General features: G+C 72.4%; 18 protein-coding genes. 12 read left to right on the top strand and 6 right to left on the bottom strand.

Annotation, left to right across the window (positions count from 1 at the left end):
• The 4 genes from VH969_RS31845 to VH969_RS31830 form a co-directional block, all read left to right on the top strand.
• Window positions 1–412: GNAT family N-acetyltransferase (locus tag VH969_RS31845; RefSeq protein WP_331981085.1), on the top strand; the 412-nt coding region annotated here is incomplete at its 5' end.
• A 33-nt stretch (window positions 413–445) separates the two neighbouring features.
• Window positions 446–1,201, top strand: a complete 756-nt coding sequence (locus VH969_RS31840; RefSeq protein WP_331981083.1) for a type 1 glutamine amidotransferase — start codon at window positions 446–448, stop codon at window positions 1,199–1,201.
• Window positions 1,202–1,205: 4 nt separating this feature from the next.
• Window positions 1,206–4,190, top strand: a complete 2,985-nt coding sequence (locus tag VH969_RS31835) for a bifunctional [glutamine synthetase] adenylyltransferase/[glutamine synthetase]-adenylyl-L-tyrosine phosphorylase (protein ID WP_331981081.1) — start codon at window positions 1,206–1,208, stop codon at window positions 4,188–4,190.
• A 46-nt stretch (window positions 4,191–4,236) separates the two neighbouring features.
• Window positions 4,237–4,653 carry an acyl-CoA thioesterase gene (locus VH969_RS31830; RefSeq protein WP_331981079.1) on the top strand — a complete coding sequence of 139 codons (417 nt, stop codon included), beginning with the start codon at window positions 4,237–4,239 and terminating at the stop codon, window positions 4,651–4,653.
• An 84-nt stretch (window positions 4,654–4,737) separates the two neighbouring features.
• On the opposite strand, the gene VH969_RS31825 is transcribed toward VH969_RS31830, so the two are convergent.
• Window positions 4,738–5,127, bottom strand: a complete 390-nt coding sequence (locus VH969_RS31825) for a nuclear transport factor 2 family protein (RefSeq protein WP_331981077.1) — start codon at window positions 5,125–5,127, stop codon at window positions 4,738–4,740.
• An 86-nt stretch (window positions 5,128–5,213) separates the two neighbouring features.
• Between VH969_RS31825 and VH969_RS31820 the strand changes: the two genes are divergently transcribed.
• A complete protein-coding gene (locus VH969_RS31820; protein WP_331981075.1) occupies window positions 5,214–5,768 on the top strand; it encodes a TetR/AcrR family transcriptional regulator in 555 nt (184 codons plus the stop codon).
• A 63-nt stretch (window positions 5,769–5,831) separates the two neighbouring features.
• On the opposite strand, the gene glnA is transcribed toward VH969_RS31820, so the two are convergent.
• The gene (gene glnA / locus VH969_RS31815; RefSeq protein ID WP_331981073.1) at window positions 5,832–7,256 is read right to left on the bottom strand and encodes a type I glutamate--ammonia ligase; all 1,425 of its coding nucleotides are present in this window, start codon (window positions 7,254–7,256) and stop codon (window positions 5,832–5,834) included.
• Window positions 7,257–7,420: 164 nt separating this feature from the next.
• Between glnA and VH969_RS31810 the strand changes: the two genes are divergently transcribed.
• Window positions 7,421–7,900 (top strand): RDD family protein, encoded by a 480-nt coding sequence (locus VH969_RS31810; RefSeq protein WP_331981071.1) that lies wholly within the window; start codon window positions 7,421–7,423, stop codon window positions 7,898–7,900.
• Between the two features lie 25 nt (window positions 7,901–7,925).
• On the opposite strand, the gene VH969_RS31805 is transcribed toward VH969_RS31810, so the two are convergent.
• Window positions 7,926–8,660 (bottom strand): DUF4191 domain-containing protein, encoded by a 735-nt coding sequence (locus VH969_RS31805; RefSeq protein WP_331981069.1) that lies wholly within the window; start codon window positions 8,658–8,660, stop codon window positions 7,926–7,928.
• A 94-nt stretch (window positions 8,661–8,754) separates the two neighbouring features.
• Here VH969_RS31805 and VH969_RS31800 point away from each other — a divergent pair, with 94 nt between their 5' ends.
• From VH969_RS31800 to VH969_RS31775, 6 genes are all read left to right on the top strand, one after another.
• Complete coding sequence (locus VH969_RS31800; RefSeq protein WP_331981067.1) at window positions 8,755–10,839, top strand: ATP-dependent DNA helicase UvrD2; 2,085 nt, start codon at window positions 8,755–8,757, stop codon at window positions 10,837–10,839.
• Window positions 10,840–10,964: 125 nt separating this feature from the next.
• The gene (locus VH969_RS31795; protein ID WP_331981065.1) at window positions 10,965–11,162 is read left to right on the top strand and encodes a hypothetical protein; all 198 of its coding nucleotides are present in this window, start codon (window positions 10,965–10,967) and stop codon (window positions 11,160–11,162) included.
• A 128-nt stretch (window positions 11,163–11,290) separates the two neighbouring features.
• Complete coding sequence (locus tag VH969_RS31790; protein ID WP_331981063.1) at window positions 11,291–11,677, top strand: WhiB family transcriptional regulator; 387 nt, start codon at window positions 11,291–11,293, stop codon at window positions 11,675–11,677.
• Window positions 11,674–11,910, top strand: a complete 237-nt coding sequence (locus VH969_RS31785; protein ID WP_331981061.1) for a hypothetical protein — start codon at window positions 11,674–11,676, stop codon at window positions 11,908–11,910. The genes VH969_RS31790 and VH969_RS31785 overlap by 4 nt, the downstream gene beginning before the upstream one ends.
• 438 nt (window positions 11,911–12,348) lie before the next feature.
• Window positions 12,349–13,230, top strand: coding sequence for a class I SAM-dependent methyltransferase (locus VH969_RS31780; protein WP_331981059.1), 882 nt, complete (start codon window positions 12,349–12,351; stop codon window positions 13,228–13,230).
• Window positions 13,231–13,246: 16 nt separating this feature from the next.
• Entirely contained in the window at window positions 13,247–13,435 is a 189-nt protein-coding gene (locus VH969_RS31775; protein WP_331981057.1) for a hypothetical protein, read from the top strand.
• Between the two features lie 158 nt (window positions 13,436–13,593).
• Here the strand turns inward: VH969_RS31775 and VH969_RS31770 are convergent, their stop codons facing one another.
• The 3 genes from VH969_RS31770 to VH969_RS31760 all read right to left on the bottom strand — a co-directional run bounded on the left by VH969_RS31770 (window position 13,594) and on the right by VH969_RS31760 (window position 17,004).
• Entirely contained in the window at window positions 13,594–14,511 is a 918-nt protein-coding gene (locus VH969_RS31770) for a hypothetical protein (protein WP_331981055.1), read from the bottom strand.
• 101 nt (window positions 14,512–14,612) lie between these two features.
• Entirely contained in the window at window positions 14,613–15,917 is a 1,305-nt protein-coding gene (locus tag VH969_RS31765) for an ABC1 kinase family protein (RefSeq protein ID WP_331981091.1), read from the bottom strand.
• Complete coding sequence (locus tag VH969_RS31760) at window positions 15,907–17,004, bottom strand: hypothetical protein (protein ID WP_331981053.1); 1,098 nt, start codon at window positions 17,002–17,004, stop codon at window positions 15,907–15,909. The genes VH969_RS31765 and VH969_RS31760 overlap by 11 nt, the downstream gene beginning before the upstream one ends.
• Window positions 17,005–17,050 lie beyond the last annotated feature (46 nt).

Below are 17,050 nucleotides of genomic sequence, written 5' to 3'. Positions count from 1 at the left end.
CGTTGACCCCGGGCGCCAGTGGGTCGGCGTCGGCCAGCGCCGCGACCGCGGCCGGCGCGGCGTCGAGCGGAAGCCCGCTGACCACGAGCGGCCAGGGCGGCGTGCGCTGGCGCGGGGCGATCGCCACGAGCTATGGGAGTTCGGGGGCGAGGTCGTGTCGTGGGCGCACGTGGGCGTGCCGAAGCAGGGGATGTGCCGGATCGCACCGGTCTACACGCCGCCGGAGTTCCGTGGCCGGGGTTTCGGCTCCGCGGCGACCGCCGCGGTCTCCCGCTGGGCCCGGGAGGCCGGCGCCGAGCACGTGCTGCTGTTCACCGACCTGGCCAACCCCACCGCGAACTCGATTTACCAGAAGATCGGCTACCGGCCGGTGCTGGACGCCTGCGAGATCGAGTTCACCCGCGCGCCCTGACCGGGCGGCAAAACGCCTGGCTACCCTGAAACCGTGACCCGACTGCTCGTCATCCAGCCCGACGCGGACGACCCGCCCGGCCCGCTCGGCGACTGGCTCGCCGGTGCCGGCGCCGAGATCGACCTCGTCGCGCCGCCGGCCGACCAGGTGCCCGCGAACCTCGAGGGCTACGCCGGGCTCGTCGTCCTCGGCGGCGGCATGGGCGCGCAGGACGACTTCGACCACCCGTGGCTCGCCGACGTCCGCCGGCTGCTCGCCGAGGCCGTGACCCGGCAGCTGCCGACGCTCGCGATCTGCCTCGGCGGCCAGCTGCTCGCGGTCGCGACCGGCGGCGGCGTCGTGGTGGGGGAGGACGGGCCGGAGGTCGGGCCGCACATCGTCGCCAAGCGCGACCTCGGCTGGACCGACCCGCTGTTCGCCGACGTCCCGCTCATGCCGGACGTGCTGCAGTTCCACTCCGACATGATCGACCGGCTGCCACCGAACGCCGTGCTGCTCGCGTCCGGCACCCGCTACCCCAACCAGGCGTTCCGGCTCGGCCGGTGCGCCTACGGCCTGCAGTTCCACATCGAGACCACCACCGACGTCGTGCTCGAGTGGGCTCGCGAGTGCCCGGAGGAGGCCGAGTTCGCCCGTCCCGGCGAGCTCACCGCCGAGCGGCTGGACCGGTTCCACGCCGACATGGCGGAGACGTGGCGGCCGGTCGCCACCCGCTTCGTCCGGCTCGCCGCCGGCGACCTCGAGCCCGCCGGTCCGGCCCGCCCACAGCTGCCCCTGCTCGGCCACTAGCCCGATGGCCGACCGCGTCCGCTCCCGGACCTCGACCGCGCGTTTCGGGCTGACCGAAGACCGTGCCGCCGAGCACCTGCGCGCGGCCGGCTGGTGGGGCGAGGGCGGACCCGAGCCGGGCCACGAGCGCAGCATGATCGCGCTGTCGCGCGCGCCCGATCCCGACCTGGCCCTGCTCGCCGTCGACCGGATCCGCACCGCCGACGCGGACGGCTGGCCTGCGCTGGACCGGGCGATCGCGACCGACCGCGGGCTGCGCGGACGGCTGCTCGCCGTGTTCGGCGGTTCGAGCGCGCTCGCCGACTTCGTGATCGCCCGCGAAGGGGAGTGGCGCCGGCTGCTGACCGACCGGCAGCACGCGGTCGCCGAGTACGCCGGCGTGCTGCTCGACGCGGTCGAGGCCGACGGCGGCGTGGCGGGGCTCACCGGCTCGCCCGCCGTCCGCACGCTGCGCGCCGCCTACCGTGGGCTGCTGCTGGAGATCGCCGCCGACGACCTCGGCCACCTCGTCGAGCCCGAGCTGCCCGCGCCGCCGTACGAGCAGACGACCGGGCGGCTGACCGCGCTCGCCGAGGCCGCGATCCAGGCCGCGCTCGCGGTCGCCGCCGCCGACGTCGGCGACGCCCGGGAGAGGTGCCGGCTCGCGGTGATCGCCATGGGCAAGTGCGGCGGCCACGAGCTCAACTACGTCAGCGACGTCGACGTGCTGTTCGTCGCCTCCAACGACTCGGCCGGCGACCTCGACGCCGCGACCCGCATGGCGAGCACCATGATCCGCGTCGCGGGCCAGGCGTGTTTCGACGTGGACGCGGCGCTGCGGCCGGAGGGCAAGGCCGGTCCGCTGGTTCGCACGCTCGACGGCCACGAGGCCTACTACCAGCGCTGGGCCCGCACGTGGGAGTTCCAGGCGCTGCTCAAGGCCCGTCCGATCGCCGGCGATGCCGAGGTCGGCAAGGCCTACCTCGACGTCGTCCGGCCGCTCGTGTGGGCCGCGGCCGAACGGGACAACTTCGTCGACGACGTGCGCTCGATGCGCCGCCGGGTGGAGGACCACGTGCCGGCCGAGCTGCTCGACCGCGAGCTCAAGCTCGGCCGCGGCGGCCTGCGCGACGTCGAGTTCGCCGTGCAGCTGCTGCAGCTCGTCCACGGCCGCAGCGACGAGTCACTGCGCCGGCGCTCCACTGTGGACACGCTGGCGGCGCTGGGCGAGGGCGGTTACGTGGGCCGCGCGGACGCCGCCGAGATGGGGGAGTCCTACCGGTTCCTACGGCTCGTCGAACACCGGCTGCAGCTGCAGAAGCTGCGCCGCACGCACATGTTCCCGGATGCGGCGGACACCGACGAGCTGCGCTGGCTCGCCCGCGCGGCCGGCATCCGGCCCGACCGTGGCAAGTCCGAGGGCGACGTGCTGCAGGCCGAGTTCAACCGGCACCTGCGGCGGATCCGCCGGCTGCACGAGAAGCTCTTCTACCGCCCGCTGCTCGAGGCCGTCGCGCGCGTCCCGGGTGAGGCGCTGCGGCTGTCCACCGAGGCGGCCGTGGCCCGGCTGTCGGCGCTCGGCTACGCCGCCCCGGACGGCGCGCTGCGTCACATCGAGGCGCTGACCGCCGGGGTGTCGCGTCGCGCGGCCATCCAGCGGACCCTGCTGCCGGCGCTGCTCGAGATGCTGGCCGAGACGCCCGACCCGGACGGCGGCCTGCTCGCCTACCGCAAGGTGTCCGAGTCGCTGACCGGCACCGACTGGTACCTGCGCGTGCTGCGCGACGAGGCCGCGGTCGTCGAGCGGCTCGCGACCCTGCTCGGCACGTCGAAGCTGTTCCCCGACCTCGTCGTCCGCGCGCCCGAGGTGCTGCGGCTGCTCGGCGACCCGGAACAGCTGGCCGGCCGGGACACCGACGAGGTCGCGGAGTCACTGCGGCAGGCGGTGAACCGGCAGACCTACCTCGGCAACGCGGTCGCCACGGCGCGCTCGCTGCGCCGGCACGAGCTGCTGCGCGTCGCGTCGGCGGACCTGCTCGGGTTCATGGACGTGCTGACCGTGTGCCACGCGCTGTCCAGCGTGTGGGCGGCGGTGCTGCAGGCGACGCTGGCCGTGGTCGACCGGGCCGAGGCGGTCGCGGCGGGCAGGCGCGCCCGGATCGCGGTCATCGGCATGGGCCGGCTCGGCGGCGCGGAGCTCGGCTACAGCTCGGACGCCGACGTGCTGTTCGTGTGCGAGCCCGTCGGCGGGGCGTCGGACTCGGACGCGGTGAGGTACGCGGGCCGGGTCGCGCAGAGCGTGCGCAAGCTCCTCGGCGCGCCGAGCCAGGACCCGGCGCTGCAGGTGGACGTGGACCTGCGGCCGGAAGGGCGGCAGGGCCCGATCGTGCGCACGCTGGAGTCCTACCGCGCCTACTACGGGAAGTGGGCGCAGGTGTGGGAGGCCCAGGCGCTGCTTCGGGCACGGCCGGTCGCGGGCGACGAGGACCTCGGCGCGCGGTTCATCGAGATGATCGACCCCGTGCGCTATCCCGAAGGCGGGCTGGACGCGGCGCGCAGGCGGGAGATCCGGCGGATCAAGGCGCGGGTGGACAACGAGCGGCTGCCGCGCGGTGCGGACCCGGCGACGCACACGAAGCTCGGCCGCGGCGGGCTCGCGGACATCGAGTGGACGCTGCAGCTGCTGGCGTTGCGCCACTCGCACGACGTGCCGTCCCTGCGCACGACGTCCACTGTGGATGGTCTGGGTGCGGCGGTCGAGGCCGGCCTGGTGGCGGACGTCGACGCGACCGCGCTGCGCGAGGCGTGGCTGCTCGCCACCCGCGCGCGCAACGCGGCCACGCTCGTGCGGGGCAAGGTCTCCGACCAGCTGCCGTCCTCGGGCCGGGAGCTGGCGGCGGTCGCCGCGGTACTGCGGCCGGACGCCGCCCCGGGGGAGTTCCTCGACTCCTACCGGCGCACGCTGCGGCGCGCCCGCGGTGTGGTGGAGCGGCTGTTCTACGAGGATTAACTCACTCCGTACGGATTTCGCCGGTGCCCACTCCTACAGTTGGAGCATGGCCGGCTTTCGTATCCCGCTCGTCGTGCGCAGCTACGAGCTGGACGCACTCGGGCACGTCAACCACGCCGTGTACCACCAGTACGCCGAGGTCGCGCGCATGTCCGGGTTCAGCGCGGCGGGCTGCGACTGGGACGGGCTGATGGACGAGCGGATCGCGGCCGCACTGCTCAGCACCACGGTCAACTTCCGCCGCGAGTTGCGTGGCGGCGAGCACATCGAGGTGACCTGCCGGGTCAAGTTCGGCACGGGCAAGTCGTTCAACGTCGACTCGATGATCATCAAAGCCGACGGGACGGTCGCCGCCGAGGTGTACTGCATCGTCGGCCTCCTCGACCTCGACGCCCGCAAGCTGGTGACCGACCCGCGAGGCATGCTCGAGTCCCGCGGCTTCGACCCGGCGAAGCTCGCCTGAGCGGCCGCGCAGACAGGCGTGGTGCCCGCCGCGCCGAGGCGCCGCCTCGAATCGCGGCGGGCGTCCCCCGGCCTACCGGCGCGGCTAACCGGCCACGATCGCGGCGATCGCGCCGTGGTCGTGGTAGTCGCGCGAGCTCACGATCCGGCCGTCGCGTACGCGGAGCACCAGCACGTTGCCGACCGTGCCGGTCCGCCCCTGGGCGTCGACGTCGTAGTCGTACTCCATGACGACCACCTCCGGGTCGGTCGTCTCGTGGACGACGACGTTCTTCGCCTTCACCCGCAGCGGGCGGTCCGCCGCAGCGGCGAAGTGCGCCGCGAGATCGCCGCGGCCGCGCAGCACGGCCGGCCGCGGGTTGAACGGCTGCTCGACGACGGTGTCCTCGGCGTAGAGGTCCGGCAGCTCGGCCCACCTCTGCTCGCTGATGCCCTCGACGAGCCGGTGCGCGACCTCGCGTGGGGTTGCGGTCATGGCGATCTCCCTCCCCGTAGAATCGGAGTCATGACTCCGCTAAGACGACAATACGGAGTGTGCACTCCGCTTGTCAACGGAATCCGATGACGCCGCCGGGCATGCGCGCGGACGCCCGCCGTAACCGGGAGCGGGTCCTCGCGGCGGCGGAGGCCGTGTTCGGCGAGCACGGCGCGACGGCGTCGACCGAGGAGGTGGCCCGCCGGGCGGGGGTCGGGATCGGCACGGTGTTCCGCCACTTCCCGACGAAGCAGGCGCTGTACGAGGCGATCGTGGTCCGCCGCCTGTCCCGGCTCGTCGAGGAGGCGCCGCTCGACGCGGACGACCCGGCGGAGGCGTTCCGGTCGTTCTTCGCCCGCATCGTCGACGAGTCCGCGGCGAAGAAGGCGTTCGCCGACACCATGGCGGTACTCGGCATCGACGTGAAGAAGTCCGCCCCGGACGTCGGCGAGGAGATCCGCCGCGCGCTCGGTGTCCTGCTGGAGCGCGCGCAGGCGGCGGGCGCGATCCGTTCCGACGTGACTCAGGCGGAGGTGTTCGTCCTGCTGGCCGGCGCGTGCATGGCCGCGGACCGCACCGCCGACGCCGCCCTGCGCAAGCGTTCGCTGGCCGTCCTGTTCGACGGACTGGCGGCGCGCTAGACAGAGAACGGCCCGGCGGTCGGGTCCTTCCCGCGACCGCCGGGCCGTCGTCCCGGTTGGCGATCAGACGTCGTAGTAGAGGGCGAACTCGTACGGGTGCGGGCGCAACCGCAGCGGGTCGATCTCGTGCTCGCGCTTGAAGTCGATCCACGTCTCGATCACGTCGGGCGTGAAGACGCCGCCCTCGAGCAGGAACTCGTGGTCGGCCTCCAGGCTGTCCAGCACCGCGTTGAGCGACGCCGGCACGGTGGCCACGTCCTTCGCCTCGTCCGGCGGCAGCTCGTAGAGGTCCTTGTCGATCGGCGTGGGCGGCTCGATCTTGTTCTTGATGCCGTCGATGCCGGCCATGACCATCGCGGAGAACGCGAGGTACGGGTTGCCGGACGAGTCGGGGCAGCGGAACTCGATGCGCTTGGCCTTCGCGTTGTCGCCGGTGATCGGGATGCGCACGCACGCCGAGCGGTTGCGCTGCGAGTACACGAGGTTCACCGGCGCCTCGAAGCCCGGCACCAGGCGGTGGTAGGAGTTCACCGTCGGGTTCGTGAACGCGAGCAGGCTCGGCGCGTGGTGCAGCAGGCCGCCGATGTAGTGGCGCGCCTCGTCGGACAGGCCCGCGTAGCCGGACTCGTCGTAGAACAGCGGCTCGCCGTCGCGCCACAGCGACTGGTGGCAGTGCATGCCCGAACCGTTGTCGCCGAACAGCGGCTTGGGCATGAACGTCGCGGTCTTGCCGGCGTCCCAAGCGGTGTTCTTGACGATGTACTTGAACAGCTGCAGGTCGTCCGCGGCGTGCAGCAGCGTGTTGAACTTGTAGTTGATCTCGGCCTGGCCGGCGGTGCCGACCTCGTGGTGGGCGCGCTCGACGGTGAAGCCGCTACCGATCAGATTCGTCACGATCTCGGCGCGCAGGTCGGCGAAGTGGTCGACCGGCGGCACCGGGAAGTAGCCGCTCTTGTACTTGGTCTTGTAGCCGCGGTTGCCCCCGACCTCGTCCGAGCCGGTGTTCCACCAGCCCTCGACGGAGTCGATCTCGTGGAAGGAGCCGTTCTCCGCGGAGTCGAAGCGCACGGAGTCGAAGACGTAGAACTCCGCCTCCGGCCCGAAGTACGCGGTGTCGGCGATGCCGGACTCGGTCAGGTACTCCTCGGCCTTGCGCGCGATGTTGCGCGGGTCGCGGCTGTACGCCTCGCGGGTCAGCGGGTCATGCACGAAGAAGTTGATGTTGAGCGTCTTGTCGGCGCGGAACGGGTCGAGCCGCGCGGTCGCGAGGTCGGGCAGCAGCAGCATGTCCGACTCGTGGATCTGCTGAAAGCCACGCACCGAGGAGCCGTCGAACGCGAGCCCCTCGTCGATGGTGCCCTCGTCGAACGACTGAACCGGCACCGTGAAGTGCTGCATGATGCCCGGCAGATCACAGAACCGGACGTCGATGAACTTCACCTCTTCGTCGGAGATGAAGCTGAGGACCTCATCGGAAGTGTTGAACACGCTCGTTGGCTCCTTACCTCTTGCTCAGAACGCTCCCAGGCCAAGCTATGAGTGCGGTGTTGCCCGACCATCACCCTCATGTTTCGCCGGTGTTAACGACCGCTGTCAAGCCTTTGAGCATGCCACCCGGGCAGCTCGCGCGCACCTGGTTCTACCCTGGTGGAGTGAGCAGGTGGACCGGGTCCTGGCTGTCGGGACCCAGCGCGGCGGCGCAGGCCCGCGCGCCGCAGGAGTGGCCGGGCGAGCGGCTGGGCCTGCCGCGGTCGGGTCCGGGTTCGGTGGCCTCGCGCGGCGCCCGGCTGGGCGCGCTCGTTCTCGACCTCGTCATCGCGGCTCTGGTGACGCGGCTTTTCGTGCCGATGGACGTCACGCGCCCGGAGGTCATGCAGACCTTCAACTACTGGGCGGTCCTCGTCTGGTTCCTGATCTCGGTCGTCACCGTGTCGCTGTTCGGCTTCACCGCGGGGATGGCGGCGCTGGGCATCCGGGTGGTCCGCCTCGACGGCGCGAACATGGTCGGCCCGGTGCGCGCGATACCGCGAGCGATCCTGACCGCGGTCATCATTCCGGCCGTCATCTGGGACGCCGACAACCGCGGCATGCACGACAAGGCCGTGGGCACGATCGTCCTGCGTACCCGCTGACGTCTGACGTCCTACCGGCGGCGTCTTACCGGCGGCGCATCGCGCGCTGGACGCTGCGCATCTTGGCGCCCTGCGGCATCGGGCCCTTCGGCATCTGCGTGCCGGCGTTGCGGCTGGCGAGCGCGGCCATGCGCTTCTCCAGCGCGTCGATCTGCGCCGGCTTCAGGTTGTTCGGCAGGCGCATGATCCGCTGCTGCAGCTTCGAGAGCGGCACCTGGTTCTCGTCGTTGCCGACGATGAAGTCGTAGATCGGGGTGTCGCCGACGACCCGCGAGACGCGCTTCTTCTCCTGCGCCAGCAGCGACTTCACCCGGTGCGACGAGCCCTCCGCGACCAGCACGACACCAGGCCGGCCGAGCACGCGGTGTACGAAGTCACCCTGGGTCGTGGCGGCCACGCCGGACGTGACCCGCCAGCGGCCACGCATGTTGTCCAGCGCCCAGCCCGCGGCGCCGGGCTGGCCCTCCGCCTTGCCGTACACGTTCCGCTGGACCCGGCGGCCGAACAGGATCACCGCACCGAGCAGGCCGAGCGCGACGCCGACCGGCAGCACCACCCACTGCATGCCGATGAACAGGCCCAGCACGAAGATCACGCCGGTGACCCCGAGGAACACCCCGAGCATCAGCGGGATCAGCGCCTTGTCCTCCTTGCGCTGCATGTTGAACGCCTGGAAGAGCTGCGTCCGCTTGGCCTTGGACGCCGCCTTCCGAGCCTTCTTCGCCTCGGCGGCCGCCGTCTTGTCCTGCTTCTGAGCCATGACCACCAGGATACGGGGCCAGGCCGACACCCGGGTCGGCCGACCGGCATGTCCCTGACCGACACGGTCGGTGCCGTCTGTCAGGATGCCTTCCATGGCTGGGCGGCAGGCGGAACCGGAGACACCCGAGGAGGGACCGCTCACCGGGCTGGACCCCGAGCAGCTGACCGCCGTCCAGGCGCCGCGCGGGCCCGTGTGCGTGCTCGCCGGCGCGGGCACCGGCAAGACGCGCACGATCGTGCACCGCATCGCCCAGCTGATCCACTCCGGGCACGTGGCCGCCGGCCAGGTGCTCGCGGTGACGTTCACGAACCGGGCCGCGGGCGAGCTGCGCACCCGGCTGCGCGCGCTCGGCGTGCACGGCGCCCAGGCCCGCACCTTCCACGCCGCGGCCCTGCGCCAGCTGCGGTACTTCTGGCCGCGGGTGGTCGGCGGGCCGCAGTGGGACGTGCTCGACAGCAAGCTGCGGATCGTGAGCCAGGCCGCGCACCGGGCGGGCGCCGGCACGGAGTCCGAGACGCTGCGCGACCTCGCCACGGAGATCGAGTGGGCGAAGGCGTCGATGGTGACGCCGGACGACTACGCCGCGGCGGCCGGCCGCGCGCTGCGCCAGCCGCCCGCGCCGGTCGAGCTCGTGGCGAGCGTGTACCGGTGGTACGAGTCGTTCAAGGGCAAGGCGAACCTGCTGGACTTCGACGACCTGCTGCTGCACACCGCGGCCGCGCTCGAGGAGCACCCGGCGGTCGCGCAGGAGTTCCGCGACCGGTACCGCTCCTTCGTCGTCGACGAGTACCAGGACGTCACGCCGTTGCAGCAGCGGGTGCTCGACGCGTGGCTCGGTGACCGCGACGACCTGACCGTGGTCGGCGACGCGAACCAGACGATCTACTCCTTCGCCGGCGCCTCCCCGCGGCCGCTGCTCGGCTTCACCCGCCGGTTCCCGGACGCCACAGTGGTGCGGCTGGAGCGCGACTACCGGTCGACGCCGCAGGTCGTGGCGCTCGCGAACCGGGTCATCGGCGCCGCCCGCGACCGGCCCGCGGGCTCGCGGCTGCGCCTGGTCGGCCAGCGCGAGGTGGGCCCCGAGCCCTCGTTCGCCGAGTACGACGACGAGCCGGCCGAGGCCGCGGCGGTCGCCCGGCGGATCGCCGAGCTGCTCGACGCGGGCACGCCGGCCAGTGAGATCGCCGTGCTGTACCGGGTGAACGCGCAGTCGGAGACCTACGAGCAGGCGCTGGCCGAGCTCGACATCCCGTACCTGCTCCGCGGCGGCGAGCGGTTCTTCGCGCGCGTCGAGGTGAGGCAGGCGACGGCCGCGCTGCGCACGGCGGCCGCGGCGGGGCCGACCGGCGAGCTGCCCAAGATCGTGCGGGAGATCCTGGAGCCGCTCGGGCTGACCGCCGACCCGCCGGGCGGGGGCGCGGCGCGCGAGCGGTGGGAGTCGCTGCTGGCGCTGGTGGAGCTGGCCGAGGAGCTGGCGGCGACGGTCGAGGGCGCGGACCTCGCGCAGTACGTGGCCGAGCTGGACATGCGGGCGCGGGCACAGCACCCGCCGACCGTCGAGGGCGTCACGCTGGCGTCGCTACACGCGGCGAAGGGCCTGGAGTGGGACGCGGTGTTCCTCGTCGGGCTGGTCGAGGGCACCGTGCCGATCATGCACGCGGACGGCAACGACGCGGCGGTCGAGGAGGAGCGGCGGCTGCTGTACGTCGGGGTGACGCGGGCCAAGCGGTACCTGTCGTTGTCGTGGTCACTGGCCCGGGCGGACGGCGCGCGGCGCAACCGCCGGCGCAGCCGGTTCCTCTACGGGCTGATTCCCGAGGACCATCCGACCTCGCGCATGGCGCGCTCGCGCCGGCGGGACGGCTCGGCCACGCCGCGGTGCCGGGTCTGCGGCGGTCCGTTGCTCGGCGCGGCCGCGGTCAAGCTCGGCCGGTGCGCGACCTGCCCGGCGGATCTCGACGAGGATCTGCTCGCCAGGCTCAAGGAGTGGCGGGCTCGCCGGGCGCGCACGCTCAAGGTGCCGGCGTACGTCGTGTTCACCGACGCCACCCTGATGGCGATCGCCGAGCAGCGGCCGACGGACGCCGCGGCGCTGGTCGGGATCGCCGGAATCGGGGCCAGCAAGCTGGACAAGTTCGGCAGTGAAGTGCTCTCCTTGTTGCGGGCCGATCGGTGACCCCGTAACGCTCTGAGCAGAACTCCCGAAAAACCTGTTGCAGGCACGTGCTGCTGACGCATAGCCTGCTCAAGCAGGGCGAGAGTGCCCGGTAGAACTTCGGACGAGTGAGGAGGTGGCCAGTCGTGGAGAACATCATCGCCATGTGCGCCGCTGGCTACCCGACCTCCGGGGCCACTGCTGTGTCGACGGCCAATGCCGTGCACCAGGTGCAGACTGCCGCGTTCAAGCGGAGCCGCGTTGGCGCCACCGGTGTGACCGTTCCGCAGATTGCCGATCTCCCGTCCGATGTGTCCGCATCGACTTCCGAGCGAAGAACTTGACGCCCCGTCAAGTCGCCAGGCTCACGAAGGCCGCGGACCCGTATATCGGATCCGCGGCCTTCGTGTTTTTGCAGGTATCCCAACAAGAAACCGCGATCAGGGAAGTTAGAGAACAGGAGTTGCACGTCATGTCTACCGCGACCGTCCCACTCCCGGGTGGGGCACCTCCGGACCTGCTCGGCCCAGAAGGGCTCGGCGTGAGCGACCTGCTCGACGTCGCGCCATCGGCCGGGCTGGACCTGCCCTGCCGGTCGGGCAGCAACCCCGACCTGTGGTTCGCCGACACCCCCGCCGACCTCGAGCGGGCGAAGGAGCTTTGCCTGGACTGCCCGGTCCGGAGCGAGTGCCTCGCCGGCGCGCTGGCCCGGCAGGAGCCGTGGGGTGTCTGGGGAGGCGAGATCTTCGAGCGCGGCGTGGTCATCCCACGCAAGCGGCCCCGGGGCCGTCCGCGCAAGGAAGACGTCGCTCGTGAGGCGGCCGAGCGTGCCGCACGCGCCCAGGAGGCAGCCGCATGAACCCCGCAGTGATCGACTCGATGACCGAAATGAACCTCATGAACGACCACCACCACCTGAACGGAAGCAAGACAATGTTGATCTACGAAAATCTCGCCAGAGAACGAATGCGTGAGGCGGAACGGGCCGCAAACCATGCGCGTCTCGTCCGCCGCGTGAGCTCGGCCAGGCGCTGGCAACGACTGTCCGCCTGGGCTGCCCGACGCGCCGAACGCGCGAACGACATGCTCTGACCAACAAACCCATTCGGATCGAGACCGCCCGTCACCCACTCCGGGTGGCGGGCGGTTCTTCGTTGCCTGCCGGCCACGCGGTGCCCACCGGCCACGCCCAGCTCGCCGGCTACACGTTGCTTGCCGAACACCCGTAGCTTGCCGGGGCCCGGCTCGTGCCCCTCGCGGATCCCGAACTTCCGGGTGGGGATCTCGGGCCGGCCGGCGAGCATCCGGTCGCACCGTCCGGCGGCGGGCCAGGCCTGAGCTGCCGCCACCCGAACGGTGCGCCCTGATGATCGGTCCTGGACGACGGGCGTCCTTCATGTCTCGCCGTTCGCGTTTCCCGATCTGTCGCGGGAGCCGCGCCTCCCTGTCCGTCCCTCAGTTGTTGCTCGTGTGGATGTCGGCTTCGTTGGTGGGCGTTGCCGGGCCCTGGCTGCGACTAACGTCGCGGGTATGGCGCATACCCATGACGGGATCGACTGGACGGAACGGCTCATCGCGCTTCGGCGGGCGGATGAGGTTGACGCCGAGTTCAATCGGGCGGTTGCCGAGCGGTTGGTCGACTCACTTGCTCCTGGTGGGTCTCCTCCCGTCGTCGTGGACATCGGGTCTGGGGCGGGCGGCATGAGCGTCGAGTTCGCCCGGGTGCTTGCTGCCCGCGGTGGTGGGCGGGTCGTGCTCGCCGACGCCGTTGACGAGTTGCTTGCCGCCGCCGTCGAACGCACCCGCGGCGTGGCCGGCGACGCGGTGCGGGTGGACGGCGTGCACGTCGACGCCGCCGACGAAGGGCTGCCCGACGTGCTGCCGGCGGCCGACCTCGTCTGGGCCTCACGCGTCGTGCACCACCTCCCCGACCAGCAGAAGGCCATCGACCGGCTCGCGCGTGTGCTCGCGCCCGGCGGCTGGCTCGCCGTGTCCGAAGGCGGGCTCGCCACCCGGTGCCTGCCGTGGGATCTCGGCATCGGCGAGCCGGGGCTCGGCGACCGGCTGACCGCGGCTCGCGACGTCTGGTTCCGGCAGATGCGCAGCGAGATGCCGGGCTCGGTGCGGCTGCCGGTCGGGTGGACCAGCGCGCTGGCCGCCGCCGGGCTGGTCGACACCTACTCGTTCAGCTTCCTCATCGACCATCCCGCGCCGGCCGCCCACGCCGTCCGGGAGTCCGTTGTGGACTGGTTGTCGTGGATGTCCGGCGTGGGGGAGGACGGGCTGAGCGAGTCCGACCGCAGAACCGTGCGACGGTTGCTCGACCCGGACGACGAAGCCTACGTCGGCGCGCGGGACGACGTGTTCGTCCTCGGTGCCTCGACAGTCCATCTGGGACGGCGGAAGGAGTGACGTACTCTTGTCCGCCATGGCTGACAGGTCCACGGAACCCCCGATATGCAAGCGCTGCGGCCGGTCCCGCGCCGACGCGTCACCGGCCGAGGCGCTCGCATGGAGCACGCAGAACGACCCGAGCGGCGTGAGCTGGCTCTGCCCGGCGTGCGCCCGCGCCCACGTGCGGGACATCGAGGGCAAGCTGCCCGACGAGTACTGGTGACGCATCACTGACTCCGATCGCCTGGGGGACAAGAGGTTCGGGTTCCGACAGGCCTGGCCTGTCGCGCGCGATGGCGGCTCGTGCAGCGGTCCCGTAATCGGCCGCGTCAGGTCTCCCGGATGGCGTTGCCGGACCGGTCGGTGAACCCCGCGTACGGCCTACCGATGAGGGTTCGTCGTGGCGTAGGTGAACGCCGCGGCCAGCTCGGCTATCACCGTGTCCGGGTCGGTACGCAGGTGGGCCGGGTCGGTGTGCAGGACCGTGATGCCCAGCTCCGCGAGCGCGGACGCCGTCCGGTCGTCGTTGGCCAGTGGGCTCTGCTGCGTGCCCAGGCTCCACGCCAGCCCCGGCTCCGGCCACCACGCGTCCGCCACGCCTAGCACGGCGCCGTCCCGCGCATGGAGCTCCACCTGCCACCTCGGCGGCGGCAGCGGCGCCTGGCGCAGCACCCGCTTGGCCAGACCGTGCGTCACCGGGACGACCTCGTGCTCCCGGCCGGCCAGCAGCGCGCGCACGGCCGCCGTGCCTCGCTGGTTACCGTTGTTGACCTCCACCCGCAGCTCGGCGATCGTGCACGCGCCCGCCTCGACCGGCGCCAGGACGAGCGCCGCCAGCCGGTCACTGTCGCGCTCGTGGCGCGCCGCGTCCGCGATCGCGCGCGGCAGCGGGGCCACGGGCAGGCCGGCACGGCGCACCGGCGGCGGCAGGCGGGTGGTCCGCTCGACCGTCAGGTACGGCCGGCTCACCTGCCGGCGCGACGACGGGATCAGCACGAGCACCTCGGCCGACTCCGGCGGCGCCAGCCCGTGCGCGCGCATGGCGTCCGTACCCGACAGGACCGCGTCCGGGCCGGTGTACAGCAATGCCGCGCGCACGCGCTGACGCCGCGTCGGCGCAGCGTTCGACAGCAACACGATCCCGGGGAGGATCCGCTGCCACGGCCCGGACGGGCGGCAGCGAGCGGCCAGCGCGTGGTTGGACATCCCCGCGGCGCGCAGGTCGGCGACGTGGACGACGCCGTCGAGCGCGGTCCGGTAGGGGTCGGTGAGGGCAGGGGCGGTGGCAGCTCTGGTCATGACTCGATCTTCGGCGCCGGCGGGCGGCGGGTCGAGGGAGAGCGCGCGCCTGTGGACAACTCGGCGGTGCGAATGGACCGTTCGCACCGCCGAAACCCTTGCTACGTGGCGAAACCCGGCTGCCAGCGGGTGATGACGTCCCGCACCGGGATCTCCGCGTCCAGCTGGCAGAGGATGCCCGTCGAGCCGCCCATCACCCGGTGCAGCAGCAGGTACTGCGGTGGCAGGTTCAGTGCCCGGCCCGTGCGGAAGTCCTGGCTGCGCACGTTCCCCACGCGCATCGCCTGCTTCTGCATCCACCGCCGGGTGAAGTGGAACGTCTCCGTCTTCATCGGCTCCACGAACGGCGCCAGGTACGCGTACACGTGCTCGGCCTCCGGCTCGTGCACGCCCGGCAGCACGAAGTGCTCCTCGCGCAGGAGCTCCAGCAGCTCACACGACCGGCCCTCGAGCGCCAGCCGCATCATGCGCCCGTGCGCGGCCGGCAGGCCGTCGGGCAGCTGCGCCACCGCGCCGAAGTCGATCACACAGAGGCGGCCGTCCTCGGTGACCATGAAGTTGCCCGGGTGCGGGTCCGAGTGCAGCATCCCGACCCGGGCCGGCGAGGAGTAGTGGAACTCCGCGAGCAGCCGGCCCGCCTGGTCGCGCTCGGCCTTCGTGCCGTCCCGGATGATCGACGCCAGCGGCCGCCCGTCCACCCACTCCGTGACCAGCACCTTCGGCGCGCTCGCGACCACCCGCGGGACGATCACGTGCGGGTCGCCGGCGAACTCCTTCGCGAACGCCCGCTGGTTCGACGCCTCCGACCGGTAGTCGAGCTCCTCGCTCATCCGGTCGGTCAGCTCCTGCAGCAGGGGCTTGACCTCGGTGCCCGGCACGAGCTTCTGGAACAGCCGGCTGAACCGCTGCAGCTGCCGCAGGTCGGACAGGAGCGCCTGGTCCGCGCCCGGGTACTGGACCTTCACCGCGACCGGCCGGCCGTCGTGCCACACCGCGCGGTGGACCTGGCCGATGCTGGCCGCCGCCGCGGGGGTGTCGTCGAACGAGGCGAACCGGGCGCGCCACTTGCGGCCCAGCTGCTCGGCGAGCACCCGGTGCATGGTCGGGGCGCTCATCGGCGGCGCCGCGGCCTGCAGCTTCGTCAGCGCCTCCCGGTACGGCTCGGCCAGGTCGCTCGGCACCGCCGCCTCGAACACGGACAGTGCCTGACCGAACTTCATGGCACCGCCCTTGAGCTGCCCGAGGACCGCGAACAGCTGCTCCGCGGTCTTCGCCGACAGGTCGGCGCTCACCTGCTCGGCATTCTGTCCGACCAGGCGTTTTCCCCAGCCGCCGACCGCTCGGCCGGCCACTCCGAGCGGGATGCTGGCGAGCCGCGCGGTACGCGCCGCCGTGTTACGAGGCATCTCCGTCACGACATGATTCTCTCAACTCGTCCCTGGTGTCCGCAGCAACATCGACGCAGCGGCCGACAGCGCCACATGAACACACAGCGTGAGCGGGCCAGGCCCGGTGCCGGACTCCAGCCGAATAAACGTCCAGCTCAACGGTGGCGTTACAGGTCGCCGGCGGTCCGGCCGTGCCCTTCAGCCAACGCACAGCGTCAAGAGTCTGGCCCACCGCGAAAGCCGCCGTGGCCTGCGTGCACGCCAGATCCGCCAGCGAAACCTTGCCCGCCAGCTGCGCGGCGAGGTGGGGCCAGCACTCGTCCCGCTCGCATCGCTGCAGGTCAGCGCACCGCAGGCAGCTCGTCAGGCCCGGCACCACGAGCGGCCCGACGATGCCGACGCCGTCCCGGACACGGATCGTGAGATGCGGCACTGCGGCCGACATCAGCGCCGCCACCCGGGTCGGCTCCGGCACCACCGCGTCCGTCAACACCACCAGGTCCGGGCCGCGGTCGGTGCGGAACGGGCCGGTCCGCACCGTGGCGTCGGCCCGGCGGACCGCGTCGCGCGCCGCGGCCGCACGCCGCCGCCCGACGTCGCCGGCGAGGTAGCCGGTGCCCGTGTCCTCCGGCCGGACCGTGCCTGCGGCCCGCACGTGCACCCAGCCCACCCCGGCCCCGGCCAGCAGTGCGGCGACCGACACCGCGAGCCGGCCGTCGCCCGCCACGGCCACCGCGAGCCCACGCCGCGCGGCCGGGTTGTCCGGCGGGCCGGCCACCCCGCGCACACCCGCGGCGGCCACGTCACCGGCGAGCCGGCCCGGCAGCGGCCCGGCCCGCCGGGCGGCGTCGTCCACCAGGCCACGCTCGACGAGCCCGGCCAAGAGCCGGCGCATCGACTCCCGGTGCTCGCCCGCCTCTGCCAGCACGTCCTCGGCCCGCTCCCGGCCGGTGAGCCGCTGGGCCAGGGCGACGACCGGTTCCGGCAGCCCGGAGGCGACCGCCGCGAGGCGCGGGTCGAGGCCGATCTGGATCTCGTCCGGGCGGCGGCGCAGGACCGGCAGGTCACCGACCACGCGGGGCCGCCTCGGCAGTGTAGGTTCCATGGCACCAGGCTCCCGGCCGATCACCCGGCGACGAAATCGTTATCCA

The sequence above is a fragment of the Actinophytocola sp. genome (genome assembly GCF_036555685.1).
Lineage (GTDB): Bacteria > Actinomycetota > Actinomycetes > Mycobacteriales > Pseudonocardiaceae > Actinophytocola.
This window is presented reverse-complemented; position numbering and strand designations above follow the sequence as displayed.

What these genes read in the sequence shown, in the direction of transcription:
- VH969_RS31790 (WP_331981063.1), top strand. Translation starts at nt 11,291, where the DNA reads ATGTCTACCGCGACCGTCCCACTCCCGGGTGGGGCACCTCCGGACCTG.
- VH969_RS31760 (WP_331981053.1), bottom strand. Translation starts at nt 17,004, where the DNA reads ATGGAACCTACACTGCCGAGGCGGCCCCGCGTGGTCGGTGACCTGCCG.
- VH969_RS31830 (WP_331981079.1), top strand. Translation starts at nt 4,237, where the DNA reads ATGGCCGGCTTTCGTATCCCGCTCGTCGTGCGCAGCTACGAGCTGGAC.
- VH969_RS31775 (WP_331981057.1), top strand. Translation starts at nt 13,247, where the DNA reads ATGGCTGACAGGTCCACGGAACCCCCGATATGCAAGCGCTGCGGCCGG.
- VH969_RS31820 (WP_331981075.1), top strand. Translation starts at nt 5,214, where the DNA reads ATGACGCCGCCGGGCATGCGCGCGGACGCCCGCCGTAACCGGGAGCGG.
- VH969_RS31780 (WP_331981059.1), top strand. Translation starts at nt 12,349, where the DNA reads ATGGCGCATACCCATGACGGGATCGACTGGACGGAACGGCTCATCGCG.
- VH969_RS31765 (WP_331981091.1), bottom strand. Translation starts at nt 15,917, where the DNA reads ATGCCTCGTAACACGGCGGCGCGTACCGCGCGGCTCGCCAGCATCCCG.
- VH969_RS31785 (WP_331981061.1), top strand. Translation starts at nt 11,674, where the DNA reads ATGAACCCCGCAGTGATCGACTCGATGACCGAAATGAACCTCATGAAC.
- VH969_RS31805 (WP_331981069.1), bottom strand. Translation starts at nt 8,660, where the DNA reads ATGGCTCAGAAGCAGGACAAGACGGCGGCCGCCGAGGCGAAGAAGGCT.
- VH969_RS31770 (WP_331981055.1), bottom strand. Translation starts at nt 14,511, where the DNA reads ATGACCAGAGCTGCCACCGCCCCTGCCCTCACCGACCCCTACCGGACC.
- VH969_RS31800 (WP_331981067.1), top strand. Translation starts at nt 8,755, where the DNA reads ATGGCTGGGCGGCAGGCGGAACCGGAGACACCCGAGGAGGGACCGCTC.
- VH969_RS31835 (WP_331981081.1), top strand. Translation starts at nt 1,206, where the DNA reads ATGGCCGACCGCGTCCGCTCCCGGACCTCGACCGCGCGTTTCGGGCTG.
- VH969_RS31825 (WP_331981077.1), bottom strand. Translation starts at nt 5,127, where the DNA reads ATGACCGCAACCCCACGCGAGGTCGCGCACCGGCTCGTCGAGGGCATC.